This window comes from Brenneria tiliae (assembly GCF_023347575.1).
Taxonomy (GTDB): Bacteria; Pseudomonadota; Gammaproteobacteria; order Enterobacterales; family Enterobacteriaceae; genus Brenneria; species Brenneria corticis.
In genome coordinates this window covers 161,128-174,354 of the sequence record NZ_JAKPCB010000103.1, presented here as the reverse complement: position 1 = coordinate 174,354, position 13,227 = coordinate 161,128, and the positions used below count along the sequence as shown (strand labels likewise).

The window sequence follows — 13,227 nt, the reverse complement described above, 5'->3', positions numbered from 1 at the left end:
GTCATGACCATGCCGACACCGCTTTGCCCCAACCGTATGCAGGTGTATTCGATCGTTCAGGAAACCCCGGACGTATGGACAATAGCGTTGATTAATCACGACTTCTATCCCTATCAGCCCGGCCAGTATGCCCTGGTGAGCATCGCCGACAGTCCTGAAACGCTGCGGGCCTATACGCTGTCGTCATCGCCTGGGCTTAGCCGCTTTATCACGCTGACGGTGCGCCGGCTGGATAAGGGGCTCGGTTCGCGCTGGCTGACGCAAAAGCTGAAACCGGGCGATTATCTGTGGCTGTCGGATGCGCAGGGAGAATTTACCTGCACGCGCGCCGCCGGCGAACGTTATCTGATGATGGCCGCGGGCTGCGGCGTCACCCCCATAATGTCGATGTGCCGCTGGCTGCTCGCCAATCGACCGCGCAGCGACCTGCGGGTGATTTTTAACGTGCGCAATCCCCAGCAGGTTATTTTTGCCGACGAGTGGTGGGAACTGGCGCGGCGTTACCCCGAGCGACTGCAACTGACGCTAATGGCGGAGGAGGATGCGGCGCCGGGTTTTCTCGCCGGGCGGATTACCCCTGAGCGGCTATTGCAACTGGCGCCGGATATCGCCGTCCGCACCCTGATGACCTGCGGTCCGGCGCCCTATATGGAGCAGGTAGAGAGGTTCTGTCGGCAGGCCGGCGTGCCGGCGGAGCGTTTCTTTAAAGAGCGATTCCATGTGGCCGACGGCGCCCCGGATGACGACGGCGACCAGCTTACGCTCACCATCAGCCGTCCGTTGCAAAAACTGCGCGTCCCGGTGGGCGTCAGCCTGCTGGCGGCGCTGGAGGCCAATAAGGCGCCGGTGCTGGCCGCCTGCCGCGCGGGCGTATGCGGAAGCTGCAAAACCCGCATTCTGTCCGGCGACTACCACGCCGACAGCACCATGACCCTGACCCCGGAGGAGATCGCCCAGGGCTATGTGCTGGCCTGTAGCTGCCGGTTACAGGGGGATACCGTGCTGGCCTGACACGACGCGCGCCGCCGGTCAGGGCGGCGTCACCGCAGCCGTTATCGTTCGCGGCGCGGCATACTTCTCCAGCAGGGCGTCGGCGATGGCTTCCGTCTGCGCATCCGCCTCTCCCCGGTAATCCCGCGGGCGAAAGTGCATCTGAAAGGCGGCGATAACCTGCCGCTTCTGCCGAGCGCTCATATCGCCGCGCACCTCGTAGCCGTAGCGCGCCAGCTTCGCCAACAGACGGTCGGCATCAACCGGCCGGGCGGGGTCGCGGCCGTCAAGATGGAACCTCACCCGCTCCGCCTCCGGCCAGGCGCCGATGCCGGCCCGCGCCAGCTGCTCCCAGGGAAACAGCGGACCGGGATCCTGCTTGCGCAGCGGGGCGATATCGCTGTGGGCCACCACGTCCCGCGGCGCTATCCCATAGCGCGCGACGATCTGCCGGGCCATATCGCTCAGCACGGCGATCTGCGCCGCGGGAAACGGCGTCCATTTTACTCCGGTGAGCGTACGCCGGTAGCCGGCGTTCTCCAGCTCAATACCGATCGACGAATTATTAAGACGCGTGAACCCGCGCCAGCCGCTGGCGCCGGCGTGCCATGCCGCCTGCGATTCCGGCACCAGTTGCCACACCACCGGCTTACCCCGGTCAAGGGGCGGATGCGCGGGGATAAGATAATGCGCGCTGACGTGTTCGTCCGTCAGCGTGCTTAGCGAGGTGGGAAAATCCTCCGCCGTATAGTGAATCACCAGAAAACGGATGCGCGACTCCTGCGCCTGCGCCCGGTGCGCCGTATCGACTTTATAGCGCCCGAGATCCTTCAGGGAGGAGGCTGACTGGCACCCGGCCAGCAATAGCAACATCAGCATAGCGATGCATTTGGTCATGATGTTCCCGCGAGCGTCGGTTTTCCGTGCGAAGTGATTAAACAGCGACTAGCGACCGACTTTTACCGCGGTCCCGCTGACGGACACCATCAGCATGCTGCTGTCTTTACCCACGGTTTCATAGTCGATATCAATCCCGACCACGGCATTGGCGCCTAAATCTGCCGCCTGCTCCTGCAATTCTTTAAACGCAATCTGCCTTGCCTTGCGCAATTCCTTTTCATAAGCGCCGGAGCGTCCGCCCACGATATCGCGAATGCCGGCAAAGAAATCACGAAAAATGTTGGCGCCGAGGATGGCTTCCCCGGTGACGACGCCGCAGTATTCCGTAATGGTAAAACCTTCCAGATTGGGGGTGGTGGACAAATGCATGGTGGACTCCTTGAACTATTGATAGGCGTAATACCCTATATCACCGTTCTGTTACAGGGCAACTGCGGGATTAAAATAGTCCGTTTCCATGCTTGCCGCACGCTAATTATCCGCGCGGCTTATTTCCTCCCCGACAAACCCGGTCCGCTCACCGTCAAGCCAGTATTTTATGCTATTATTTAAGCAATAATTCGCTTATCAGCAAATTTTAACCCACGGCGATTGCATAAGTATTCTGCCGACGTTAACATTCGCGGCATCAATGGCTATTCAATTCTTACGCATGAGTATTCAACTAAACGGCATTAACTGCTTCTACGGCGCATACCAGGCGTTGTTCGACATTACACTGACCTGCCCGGCGGGCGAAACCCTGGTTTTGCTTGGGCCGAGCGGCGCGGGGAAAAGCTCCCTGCTGCGCGTCCTGAACCTGCTGGAAATGCCGAGTTCCGGTAAGCTGGCGATTGCGGGCAATCAGTTTGATTTCGCTCATGCTCCCGGCGAGGGCGCCATTCGCGAACTGCGTCAGAACGTGGGCATGGTTTTTCAGCAATATAACCTCTGGCCCCATCTGACGGTGGCGCAAAACCTGATCGAAGCCCCCTGCCGCGTGCTCGGGCTGCATAAAGATCAGGCCAAAGCCCGTGCCGACAAGCTGCTCACCCGCTTGCGTTTGAATGATTTCGCCGATCGCTATCCCCTTCATCTCTCCGGCGGACAGCAACAGCGCGTCGCCATCGCCCGTGCGCTGATGATGGAACCGCAGGTGCTGTTATTCGATGAACCCACCGCCGCGCTGGACCCTGAAATTACCGCTCAGGTAGTGAGCATCATCCATGAGCTGACGCAAACCGGCATTACCCAGGTTATCGTCACCCATGAGGTGGAGTTCGCGCGGAAAACGGCCAGCAGAGTGGTATATATGGAGAACGGACGTATTGTGGAGCAAGGGGACGCCGCTCATTTTGCCCAGCCGCAGACGTCAGCCTTCGCCAGCTATTTATCACATTGATTAATTTCAGGAAAACCATGATGAAAAAAGCGATCGCCGTACTATTACTCACCGGTGCCAGCGTTTCCGCCGGCGCGGCGGAAACCATCCGTTTCGCCACCGAAGCCTCTTACCCTCCGTTCGAGTTCGTTGACGCCGGCAATAAGATCCAGGGCTTTGATATCGATCTGGCCAACGCGCTGTGCCAAGAGATACAGGCTACCTGCACCTTTAGCAACCAGGCATTCGACAGTCTGATCCCGGGGCTGAAATTCCGCCGCTTTGAAGCGGTTATCGCCGGAATGGATATCACCCCGGAACGTCAGAAACAGGTCGCCTTTACCCAACCCTATTATGACAACTCGGCGCTGTTTATCGCCCAGAAAGGCAAAGCCGCCGACCTTGGCGCGCTGAAAGGGAAACGCATCGGGGTACAAAACGGCACCACCCATCAGAAATACCTGCTGGATAAGCACAGCGAAATTACCACCGTGCCTTACGATAGCTATCAGAATGCCGTTCTGGACCTGAAAAACGGCCGTCTGGATGCGGTGTTCGGCGATACCGCGGTGGTGAACGAGTGGCTGAAACAGAATGAAAACCTGTCCGCGGTCGGTCAACCGGTGACGGATAAAGGCTATTTCGGCGTCGGTCTGGGAATTGCGGTTCGTCAGAATAACGATGAACTGTTGAAGAAATTCAACGACGCGCTCAGCAAAATCAAGCAGGATGGTACTTATCAGACCATCTATCAAAAATGGTTCCAGCAGTAATCTGACTCTCAATGATTGAATTTCACCCTCTTGTAAGCGCCGCCGGGATGACCGTCGGCCTTGCCGTTTGCGCGCTGGCGCTGGGACTTGTCCTCGCCATGCTGTTCGCCATCTGGGAAACCGCCCGCTGGAAAGCGGTCGGCTGGTGCGGTACCGCGCTGGTAACGCTATTACGCGGCCTGCCGGAAATTCTGGTGGTGCTGTTCGTCTATTTCGGCTCCTCCCAGCTGCTGCTGATGCTGGCGGACGGCTTTACCCTGGATCTGTATCTGGTGCAGATCCCGGTGCAGGCGGATATCGAGATGTTTGAAGTCAGCCCGTTTCTGTGCGGCGTGATCGCACTGGCGCTGCTGTATGCCGCCTATGCCTCGCAAACGCTGCGCGGCGCGCTGAAAGCCGTGCCGCAGGGGCAATGGGAGTCCGGCCAGGCGCTGGGGTTAAGCAAGTCGGCTATCTTTATCCGCCTGATTATGCCGCAGATGTGGCGTCACGCCCTGCCGGGGCTGGGCAACCAGTGGCTGGTATTGCTGAAGGACACCGCGCTGGTTTCGCTGATCAGCGTCAATGACCTGATGCTGCAAACCAAAAGCATCGCCACGCGGACGCAGGAACCCTTTACCTGGTACGTGATCGCCGCCGCCATTTATCTGCTGATCACCCTGTTCAGCCAGTACGTTCTGAAACGGATTGAACTGAGAACCACGCGTTTTGAACGGAGGCCTTCCTGATGCTCGCTTACCTGCCCGAGCTGCTTAAGGGACTGCACACCAGCCTGACGCTCACCGTGGCGGCGCTTATCGTCGCCCTGGCGCTGTCGCTGCTGCTGACGGTGGTGCTGACGTTGAAAACGCCGGTGATAGCGACGCTGGCGAAAGGGTATATCACCCTGTTTACGGGCACCCCGCTGCTGGTGCAGATCTTTCTGATCTACTACGGTCCCGGCCAGTTCAGCGCCATTCAGCAAATTCCCTGGCTATGGCACCTGCTGTCGCAGCCGTGGCTGTGCGCCATGATCGCCCTGGCGCTCAACAGCGCCGCCTATACCACCCAGCTGTTTTATGGCGCGGTAAAAGCCATTCCCGCCGGCCAGTGGCAGTCCTGCGCGGCGCTCGGCATGTCGCGGAAACAGACGCTGCGCATCCTGTTGCCCTTCGCCTTTAAACGCGCGCTTTCATCCTATTCGAATGAAGTGGTGCTGGTGTTTAAAAGCACCTCTCTGGCTTACACCATTACCCTGATGGAGGTTATGGGGTACAGCCAGTTGATGTACGGCCGCACCTACGACGTGATGGTTTTCGGCGCGGCGGGGATTATCTATCTCTGCGTCAACGGATTGCTCACCCTGCTGATGCGTCTGTTCGAACGGCGCGCGCTGGCGTTTGAACGACGCAACTAGCCTTGAATATCCCAATAACATCCGCACGGACTGGAGTATGTAGATGAAAAAATTATTGCTCGCCGCCTTACTGGGCGGAATGACATGCGGCGCCATGGCCGCGGATACCATCCGTTTCGCGTCGTCCGCGACCTATCCGCCGTTTGAATCGCTGGACGCCAATAACGATATCGTCGGTTTCGATATGGATCTGGCGAAAGCGCTGTGCAAGCAGATGCAGACCACCTGCACCTTCACCAATCAGGCCTTCGACAGCCTGATCCCGGCGCTGAAATTCCGCCGCTATGACGCGGTGATTTCAGGGATGGACATTACCCCCGAGCGCAGCAAGCAGGTGGCGTTTACCCAGCCCTACTATGCCAACTCGGCCGTGGTGATCGCCCAAAAAGGGAAATTCAGCGATTTCGCCGCGTTGCAGGGCAAACGCATCGGGATGGAGAACGGCACCACGCATCAAAAATATATGCACGACAAGCACCCGGAAGTGCAGACCGTCTCTTACGACAGCTATCAGAATGCGGTGCTGGATCTGAAAAACGGCCGTATTGACGGCGTGTTCGGCGATACCGCCGTGGTGAATGAGTGGATTAAAACCAACCCGGATCTGGCAACGGTCGGCGAGCACGTTACCGATCCCGAATACTTCGGTACGGGGCTGGGCATCGCCGTTCGTCCCAACGACCGGGCCCTGCTGGAAAAACTGAATAAGGCGCTGGACGCCATTAAAGCGGACGGCACCTATCAGGCCATCAACGATAAGTGGTTCCCGCAGTAAAACCGCTCCCCGCTTTACCCGCGCGGCGCTTAACTGCGCCGCGCGGTGCCTTAAACGTCGCGCTAAGCGGCCGCGTCTTCTCTTTGCAATAGCGTCAGCACTTCGTAATGCGCGGTATGCGGAAACATATCGAATAGCTGCACGCGCGCCACGCAATAGTTTTTCAACTTATCCAGATCCTGCGCCATGCTGGCGGCGTTACAGCTGGAGTAAAGAATATAGTGCGGCGCCATACGGCTCAGGTAGGCGCACAGCTCCGCGCCTATCCCGCGGCGCGGCGGATTCACCAGCACCAGATCCGGGATCTGCTCCCGGGTGGTGGCGAAGCGCGTCGAATCCAGCGCCTGAAACTCCACCTGCGTCAATCCCAGCTGTGCGGCGGACTGACGCGCGCAGGCGATGGCTTCGGCGCTGATCTCGATGCCGGTCAGCCGCATCTGCGGCGTGGCGCAGTGCAGGCCAAAGCCCCCCACGCCGCAGAACAGATCCCACATGCTACGGATATTCAGCTCCGCCACCCAGGCGCGGGCCGTGGCATAGAGCGCGCCGGCCACCTGCGGGTTGGTCTGGAAAAAACTTTGCGGACGGATATACAGCGGCACCTGATTGAACCGTTCCGCCAGCGACGCGGCGTCGCTGAGGATGATTTCCGTTTCCCCTTCCATAATCGCCTGATGCACCGGCTGAATATTGACGGAAATCACCTCAAGCTGGGGCAACTGCCGTTGCAGCCAGGGTAACGCCGCGCGCAGCTGGGCGAGCTTGGTTTCCGAACGCAGCACAAAGCGCAGCATAAAGGCGCCGCGCGAAACGCTTTCCGTCAGCAGCAGGTACTTTAGCTCTCCGCGCCGGCGGGCGACGTTATAGGGGGTCAGCCCTGCCCTGGCGATAAATATTTTCAGCGCCGCAAACACCGGCGCGAAGCTATCCGGATAGAGCGGGCAGTCACACAGATCGACCGCCGTCCCGTCGCGATGCAGCATCCCGAGCAGCGGCCGCTCAACGCTGCCGCTGACCACCATTTTCGCCTTGTTGCGAAACGCGGACTGCGCCGAAGGGCAAACCGGCAGCCATTGCTGAACCGCGCGTGAGCGGAGCAAATCGGCAAGGTGTTGCTGTTTGTCGGCCAGCTGCTGTGGGTAGGCTTTTTCCAGCCACTGGCAGGAACGGCAGGTTCCCGCGCTGTACTGCGCACAATGCATAAAATCTAACTATTAAGAGTGAAGACAGAATGGCGCGGATTGTACCACCGCCGCGCCGTTATTTCCGCCGCGGTAAAAAAATGCCGGGAGCATTTTTCAACGCCGCTTGCGGCGGCCCGCAGGGCGAGTCTCAGGGATGAGACGAGTAAAAAACCGCCGGCTGCGGCGCGGAAAAAACAGCAGGAAGATCACCAGCAAATCCGGTATTTTCTGTAATAGCAGCTGATGCAGCACCGCCGTATGGCTATCGCCGGAGATATGAAATATCGCCGGGAAATACTCGCTCACCGACGCCAGCAGCATATACAACACCACCAGGCACTGGCAGATAACGTATCCCCAGCGCCCCCAGTTGGCCCCCGCCAGCACCGCGAATCCGCAGCGCACCTCGGCGCAAACGATCACCAGAGACAACAGCAAAACCAGCGTAGCGTCCCATGACTGAGCGCTGCTGCCTATCCATCCACCCAGTTCGCTCAGACCCAGTTCCCAGGCCAACAGCAACACGCCCAGCAAACGGGTGGCGATAATAGCGATGCCCGCCACCATAACCGGGACCGGCGCATAGGCCTTTCGCTGGGCGATATCCTTTTTCCTGTACCGCATTTACCCTCTCGTCCTTTATACGGAACGACAACGCCACCAGACGATGGCGGCGTTGTCGTTCACTCAAGGCGCATAAAGCACGACCGGCGACGAATCAAGCTCGCCGCGCTTTTTGCATATCGCGCTGGCGTTGTTTCTCGGCCCTGGCCATAAACCACCAGGCGACAAAGCCAATAATCCCTACCACCAAGAGTATCAAAGAAGCCAGCGCGTTAATCTGCGGATTAACCCCCATCCTTACGCTGGAAAAGACCAGCATCGGCAGCGTGGTGGACCCCGGCCCGGCGACGAAGCTGGCGATAACCAGATCGTCAAGCGACAGGGTAAACGCCAGCAGCCAGCCGGAGATCAGCGCCGGGGCAATCATCGGCACCGTAATGATAAAGAAGACTTTTAACGGCGTGGCGCCCAGATCCATGGCCGCCTCTTCGATGGAGCGGTCCAGCTCCCGCAGGCGCGCGCTGATCACTACCGTGACGTAAGCGGTGCAAAATGTCACATGCGCCAGCCAGATGGTAAGCATTCCGCGCTCCGTGGGCCAGCCGATGGCGTGCCCCAGCGCCACAAACAGCAGCAGCAGGGAAAGCCCGGTGATCACGTCCGGCATCACCAACGGCGCGGTCAGCATAAACGCAAAGCCGTTTGAACCGCGAAAGCTGCCAAAGCGCACCATCACCAGCGCCGCCAGCGTACCCAGCACCACGGCCATGGTGGCGGAAGCCGCGGCGATCGTCAGACTGAGGGCCACGGCGCTAATCATGGCGGAATTATGAAATAGCTCGACATACCAGCGCGTCGACCACCCCGCCCATACCGTTACCAGTTTGGAACTGTTGAAGGAGTAGATCACCAGCATCAGCATCGGCGCGTACAGAAACGTAAAGCACAGCACCAGAATCACGATGCGCCACGGCGAGCGAACCACCGGCAGATTGTTCATGCTTCCCCCTCCGCCGCTTTGCTCTGATGTTTGTGGAACCAGATAATCGGCATAATCAACAACAGCAGCATGATAATCGCCACGGCCGAAGCCACCGGCCAGTCACGATTGTTAAAGAATTCCTGCCACAGGATACGGCCGATCATAATGCTGTCCGGGCCGCCCAGCAGTTCAGGGATAACATACTCGCCCACCGTGGGGATAAACACCAGCATCGAACCGGCGATCACCCCGCCCTTGGTCAGCGGCACGATAACGCTGAAAAAGGTTTTCAGCGGCCGCGCCCCCAAATCAAGGGAGGCTTCCACCAGCGAGTAGTCCAGCCGGGTAAGCGCGGTATAGATCGGCAGCACCATAAAGGGCAGATAGGAGTACACCACGCCGATATATACCGCCAGATTGGTATGCAGGATCACCAGCGGCTGATCGATAACCCCCAGCCACAGCAGGAAGTTGTTCAGAATACCGTTGTTTTTCAGGATCCCCATCCAGGCATAGACGCGGATAAGAAACGATGTCCAGGAGGGCAGGATCACCAGCAACAGCAGGATATTACGGGTGGAAGGCCGGCTGTGCGCCACGGCCCAGGCCAGCGGATAGCCGATCAGCAGGCAGAACAGGGTCGACACCGACGCCACCCGCAAGGATTGCAGATAGGCCTCGACGTACAGCGGGTCGCCCAGCAGCTGCAGATAGTTCGCCAGATTCAACGAAATATCCAGCCTGTCATCCACCCAGCTCACCAGATCGGTGTAGGGGGGCACGGCGCGCGCCATTTCCGCCAGGCTGATCTTGAAGACGATCAGGAACGGCAGCATAAACAGCAGCAGCAGCCAACAATAAGGCAGCGCGATAACCAGCTTACGTCCGTGATCCTGGCGCCAGCGCGCCATCAGCATGGCCAGGCGCCCCCTTTCCTGCCGCGGCGGCGCCGCGGTGCGGCGTTCGGGAAACATTGTCATTGGGGTTTTCCTCGCTACACCGTCAACACGACGCAGCTGTCGGCGTCCCAGCTCAGCCGCACTTCGTCGCCCCAGGTGGGCGCGCCCTTGCGGTAGCGATAGGCGTTCTGCAACTGCGCGCTGATAATCTGTCCGCTGTTCAATCGGACGTGGTAAATCGATAAATCACCCAGATAGGCGATGTGCACCACTTCCCCGACGGCAAAATTGCAGCCGTCGGCCGGCACCTCCTCACAGAGTACGATCTTTTCCGGCCGCAGGGCGATATAGACCGGCACGCCGTCCACCACCGAGGCGTCCGAATCCACCTTCAGCGGATGCACCAGCCCCGGACTGCGTATAATCAGGGCGTCATCCCGCCGCTCGGTCAGCACTCCTTCGAACATATTGACGGAGCCGATAAATTCGGCGCTGAAGCGGGTGTTGGGGTGTTCGTATATCTCTTCCGGTTCGCCGATCTGCACGAATTTGCCGCGGTTCATAATGGCGATGCGGCCCGCCATCGTCATGGCTTCTTCCTGATCGTGCGTCACCATGACGCAGGTCACGCCGACGCGCTCCAGAATATCGACCACCTCAAGCTGCATACGGTCGCGCAGTTTTTTATCCAGCGCCCCCATCGGCTCATCCAGCAATAGCAGCTTGGGGCGCTTCGCCAGGCTGCGGGCCAGCGCCACGCGCTGCCTCTGGCCGCCGGAAAGCTGATGCGGTTTGCGGTTGGCGAACTCTTGCATATGCACCAGCGCCAGCATTTCCTCCACGCGATTCTTGATCTCGGAACGGGACAGGCGGTCCTGCTTCAGACCAAAAGCAATATTCTTTTCCACCGTCATATGCGGAAACAGCGCATACGACTGAAACATCATGTTGATTGGGCGCTGGTAGGGCGGAACCAGCGAAAGATCCTGCCCGTCCAGGACTATCTGCCCCTGAGTGGGGTGTTCGAAACCCGCCAGCATGCGCAGCAGCGTGGACTTGCCGCAGCCGGACGCGCCCAGCAGGGCGAATATCTCGCCTTTGTAAATGGTCAGGCTGACATCATCGACGGCGGCCTGCCCATCGAATGATTTGGTCAGGTTACGCACTTCCAGCAACGGCGTTACCGCTTTTTGAGGCTTGGGCTGGGGACGGGGAATGGCTTCATTCACTTCGCATTGCTCTCCGGCAAAAGCAGAACAGGTCACCGCCCGGCGTCAGGCCAGCATATGGCTTTGACGCAGAGCGAGTCGGTGACGCATATATATAGAACAGACAGGCGGTTCAACCGCCTGTCTGTTACCGTAACATCAGGATAAAAAACCTTTACTTACCGCTTTTTACCTTGGTCCAAGCACGAGTACGGGTACGGTCAATCTGTGGCGATTGCACCTTTAGCGTAAACAGTTTGGCGCGTACGTCCGCGGGCGGATAGATGCCGGGATCGTTACGAATTTCTTCGTTGACCAACGGCACCGCTTCTTTATTGGCGCTGGCATAATACACATGGTTGCTGACATTGGCGATAACGTCCGGCTTCAGCAGGTAGTTCAAAAACTCATAGGCGGCGTCAAGATTTTTGGCGTCGGCCGGCACGGCGAATACGTCAAAGAAAGCCAGCGCCCCCTCTTTCGGGATGCTGTAATGAACGTTGACGCCGTTTTTCGCTTCTTTGGCGCGGTTGGCGGCCTGCATCACATCGCCGGCCCAACCGATGGCTACGCAAATGTCGCCGTTGGCCAGGTCGTTGATATATTGGGATGAATGGAAATAGCGAATGCTGGGACGCAGTTTTAACAACAGCTCCGTCGCCGACCCGGTGTAGTCGGCCGCCTGGCTGCTGTTGGCGTCTTTGCCCTGATAGTTCAGCACGGTGGCGAAAATCTCCTCGGGCGCATCCAGGAAAGAGACGCCGCAGCTTTTCAGTTTTTCCAGATTTTCCGGCTTCAGCACCAGATCCCAGCTGTCCAGCGGCGCGTCCGCGCCCAGCGCGGCTTTGACTTTATCGACGTTGTAGCCGATCCCGGTGGTCGCCCATAAATAGGGCAGCGCATATTTGTTGTCCGGATCGTGCTGGGCAATCAGTTTCAACAGCTCGGGATCGAGATTTTTATAATTCGGCAGCCTGCTTTTATCCAATGGCTGGAATACCCCCGCGGCAAGCTGGCGCTCGAGAAAACTGGCCGAGGGCACCACCAAATCAAACCCGGTGCTGCCGGCCATCAGTTTGCCTTCCAATACTTCGTTGGAGTCAAACACGTCATAAACCACTTTGGTGCCCGTTTCCCGCTGGAAATTTTGCAGCGTATCCGGCGCGATATAGTCAGACCAGTTGTAAACATGCAGCGTTTTCTGTTCCGCAGATGCGGTGACGGACGCGGCCATCAGCAAGCCGGCAACAACACCCGATAACAATTTTTTACGTTGGGTGAACATCCGTTCCTTCCTCCATGCCAGGGGGTAATTTATGGGGGTAAACTTGTATCCGCTCAGATACAAAACTCGTCCTGCGCCAGCGTGGCCGCGATAAAAATCAATGAATGGCTATGCACTGGATTCAGCATAGTAGACATCGAAATAAATACGACTTCGGCGGGTGACCGTTACAGGAATTAAGCATAACCGCACTGCATCAGTCATACCATAGCCGAAGCTAAAAAATGGTTTTTATCGATTATTTATGCAAATTTTATTTATGTCGTCCGGCCATTTGGCGATAAATATCGATGAATATCCGGCAATAAAGCCATAAATGCAGAATAAACGGCGGTTAACCGTAAATAAGAGAAACTGATTGCTGCCGTTGGCAGCAATAGCATTAATGAAGAAACGATGTGGTTACCTTGCCAGCAGAGGTATCTTCTTCATCACCGATAAACAGCAGATTATTGGCCCCGGCCTCTAAAATCACCATCGAAATTTGCTCTTCGGACTGCTGCATAAAATGCCTGAACTGTTCCAGCGTCATCCCCGCCGCCACGCTGAACGACTGGCAAACAATCAGCTTCGGCAGATTATCATCCTGCACGTCAATAAAGGCTTTTACCGTCAGGGAGCTGGCGTTGATCTGGCTCAGGTCGCCGACCAGCGGGATCAGCGCGCTGGGCTTCACCTCCGCCAGCGCGGAGAACAGCACCACGTTGTCCACCAGATCGACTTTCGCATCAAATACGCCGTCAAAATTCTGCATATGGGGTAAATGCAGCGCCTGACAGGAGTCGCATTCAAAAAACACGATGTTTAATTGATCCAGCCACCGCCGTAGCATAGTCAAATCCGGGACGATGAGTGAATCCATCATTTTGCCTCATACAGACTGTTGTTAAAAATGGCCCATAGCTTACGGA

General features: G+C 57.8%; 15 protein-coding genes. 6 read left to right on the top strand and 9 right to left on the bottom strand.

Annotated elements, in window-relative coordinates:
* The first annotated feature begins 3 nt into the window (after positions 1-3).
* Complete coding sequence (hcr, locus tag MFP24_RS21670) at positions 4-1,011, top strand: NADH oxidoreductase (protein ID WP_249232576.1); 1,008 nt, start codon at positions 4-6, stop codon at positions 1,009-1,011.
* A gap of 18 nt (positions 1,012-1,029) precedes the next feature.
* Here the strand turns inward: hcr and MFP24_RS21665 are convergent, their stop codons facing one another.
* Together MFP24_RS21665 and MFP24_RS21660 are read right to left on the bottom strand one after the other, a co-directional pair.
* Positions 1,030-1,887, bottom strand: a complete 858-nt coding sequence (locus MFP24_RS21665; RefSeq protein WP_283164133.1) for an N-acetylmuramoyl-L-alanine amidase — start codon at positions 1,885-1,887, stop codon at positions 1,030-1,032.
* 48 nt (positions 1,888-1,935) lie between these two features.
* Entirely contained in the window at positions 1,936-2,259 is a 324-nt protein-coding gene (locus tag MFP24_RS21660) for a heavy metal-binding domain-containing protein (protein ID WP_249232577.1), read from the bottom strand.
* A 283-nt stretch (positions 2,260-2,542) separates the two neighbouring features.
* Here MFP24_RS21660 and artP point away from each other — a divergent pair, with 283 nt between their 5' ends.
* Genes artP through MFP24_RS21635 form a run of 5 tightly spaced genes read left to right on the top strand, consistent with a single transcriptional unit; the run spans position 2,543 to position 6,194 of the window.
* On the top strand, positions 2,543-3,271 hold the full coding sequence (artP, locus tag MFP24_RS21655; RefSeq protein ID WP_249232578.1) for an arginine ABC transporter ATP-binding protein ArtP: 729 nt from the start codon (positions 2,543-2,545) through the stop codon (positions 3,269-3,271).
* 20 nt (positions 3,272-3,291) lie between these two features.
* Positions 3,292-4,023, top strand: a complete 732-nt coding sequence (gene artJ, locus MFP24_RS21650) for an arginine ABC transporter substrate-binding protein (protein WP_249232899.1) — start codon at positions 3,292-3,294, stop codon at positions 4,021-4,023.
* 11 nt (positions 4,024-4,034) lie between these two features.
* Positions 4,035-4,751: an arginine ABC transporter permease ArtQ gene (gene artQ / locus MFP24_RS21645; protein WP_249232579.1), complete on the top strand. Its 717-nt coding sequence runs from the start codon at positions 4,035-4,037 to the stop codon at positions 4,749-4,751.
* A complete protein-coding gene (gene artM / locus MFP24_RS21640) occupies positions 4,751-5,419 on the top strand; it encodes an arginine ABC transporter permease ArtM (RefSeq protein WP_249232580.1) in 669 nt (222 codons plus the stop codon). Before artQ ends, artM begins: the two co-directional genes overlap by 1 nt.
* Positions 5,420-5,462: 43 nt before the next feature.
* Entirely contained in the window at positions 5,463-6,194 is a 732-nt protein-coding gene (locus tag MFP24_RS21635; RefSeq protein ID WP_249232581.1) for an arginine ABC transporter substrate-binding protein, read from the top strand.
* Between the two features lie 62 nt (positions 6,195-6,256).
* Here MFP24_RS21635 and rlmC read toward each other — a convergent pair whose 3' ends face one another.
* The 7 genes from rlmC to MFP24_RS21600 form a co-directional block, all read right to left on the bottom strand.
* Positions 6,257-7,396 carry a 23S rRNA (uracil(747)-C(5))-methyltransferase RlmC gene (gene rlmC / locus MFP24_RS21630; RefSeq protein WP_249232582.1) on the bottom strand — a complete coding sequence of 380 codons (1,140 nt, stop codon included), beginning with the start codon at positions 7,394-7,396 and terminating at the stop codon, positions 6,257-6,259.
* 96 nt (positions 7,397-7,492) lie between these two features.
* The gene (locus tag MFP24_RS21625; protein WP_249232583.1) at positions 7,493-8,002 is read right to left on the bottom strand and encodes a YbjO family protein; all 510 of its coding nucleotides are present in this window, start codon (positions 8,000-8,002) and stop codon (positions 7,493-7,495) included.
* Between the two features lie 94 nt (positions 8,003-8,096).
* Positions 8,097-8,942 carry a putrescine ABC transporter permease PotI gene (gene potI / locus MFP24_RS21620; protein ID WP_249232584.1) on the bottom strand — a complete coding sequence of 282 codons (846 nt, stop codon included), beginning with the start codon at positions 8,940-8,942 and terminating at the stop codon, positions 8,097-8,099.
* On the bottom strand, positions 8,939-9,904 hold the full coding sequence (gene potH / locus MFP24_RS21615) for a putrescine ABC transporter permease PotH (protein ID WP_249232585.1): 966 nt from the start codon (positions 9,902-9,904) through the stop codon (positions 8,939-8,941). Before potH ends, potI begins: the two co-directional genes overlap by 4 nt.
* Before the next feature lie 14 nt (positions 9,905-9,918).
* Positions 9,919-11,052, bottom strand: coding sequence for a putrescine ABC transporter ATP-binding subunit PotG (gene potG / locus MFP24_RS21610; protein ID WP_249232586.1), 1,134 nt, complete (start codon positions 11,050-11,052; stop codon positions 9,919-9,921).
* A gap of 154 nt (positions 11,053-11,206) precedes the next feature.
* Entirely contained in the window at positions 11,207-12,316 is a 1,110-nt protein-coding gene (gene potF / locus MFP24_RS21605; protein ID WP_249232587.1) for a spermidine/putrescine ABC transporter substrate-binding protein PotF, read from the bottom strand.
* A 382-nt stretch (positions 12,317-12,698) separates the two neighbouring features.
* Positions 12,699-13,178: a type III secretion system chaperone family protein gene (locus tag MFP24_RS21600; RefSeq protein WP_249232900.1), complete on the bottom strand. Its 480-nt coding sequence runs from the start codon at positions 13,176-13,178 to the stop codon at positions 12,699-12,701.
* Positions 13,179-13,227: the final 49 nt, after the last annotated feature.

Coding starts and splice junctions, on each gene's coding strand:
- artJ (WP_249232899.1), top strand. CDS start 3,292: ATGAAAAAAGCGATCGCCGTACTATTACTCACCGGTGCCAGCGTTTCC.
- MFP24_RS21660 (WP_249232577.1), bottom strand. CDS start 2,259: ATGCATTTGTCCACCACCCCCAATCTGGAAGGTTTTACCATTACGGAA.
- hcr (WP_249232576.1), top strand. CDS start 4: ATGACCATGCCGACACCGCTTTGCCCCAACCGTATGCAGGTGTATTCG.
- MFP24_RS21635 (WP_249232581.1), top strand. CDS start 5,463: ATGAAAAAATTATTGCTCGCCGCCTTACTGGGCGGAATGACATGCGGC.
- artQ (WP_249232579.1), top strand. CDS start 4,035: ATGATTGAATTTCACCCTCTTGTAAGCGCCGCCGGGATGACCGTCGGC.
- potF (WP_249232587.1), bottom strand. CDS start 12,316: ATGTTCACCCAACGTAAAAAATTGTTATCGGGTGTTGTTGCCGGCTTG.
- rlmC (WP_249232582.1), bottom strand. CDS start 7,396: ATGCATTGTGCGCAGTACAGCGCGGGAACCTGCCGTTCCTGCCAGTGG.
- artM (WP_249232580.1), top strand. CDS start 4,751: ATGCTCGCTTACCTGCCCGAGCTGCTTAAGGGACTGCACACCAGCCTG.
- potI (WP_249232584.1), bottom strand. CDS start 8,942: ATGAACAATCTGCCGGTGGTTCGCTCGCCGTGGCGCATCGTGATTCTG.
- potH (WP_249232585.1), bottom strand. CDS start 9,904: ATGACAATGTTTCCCGAACGCCGCACCGCGGCGCCGCCGCGGCAGGAA.
- artP (WP_249232578.1), top strand. CDS start 2,543: ATGAGTATTCAACTAAACGGCATTAACTGCTTCTACGGCGCATACCAG.
- MFP24_RS21600 (WP_249232900.1), bottom strand. CDS start 13,178: ATGGATTCACTCATCGTCCCGGATTTGACTATGCTACGGCGGTGGCTG.
- MFP24_RS21625 (WP_249232583.1), bottom strand. CDS start 8,002: ATGCGGTACAGGAAAAAGGATATCGCCCAGCGAAAGGCCTATGCGCCG.
- MFP24_RS21665 (WP_283164133.1), bottom strand. CDS start 1,887: ATGACCAAATGCATCGCTATGCTGATGTTGCTATTGCTGGCCGGGTGC.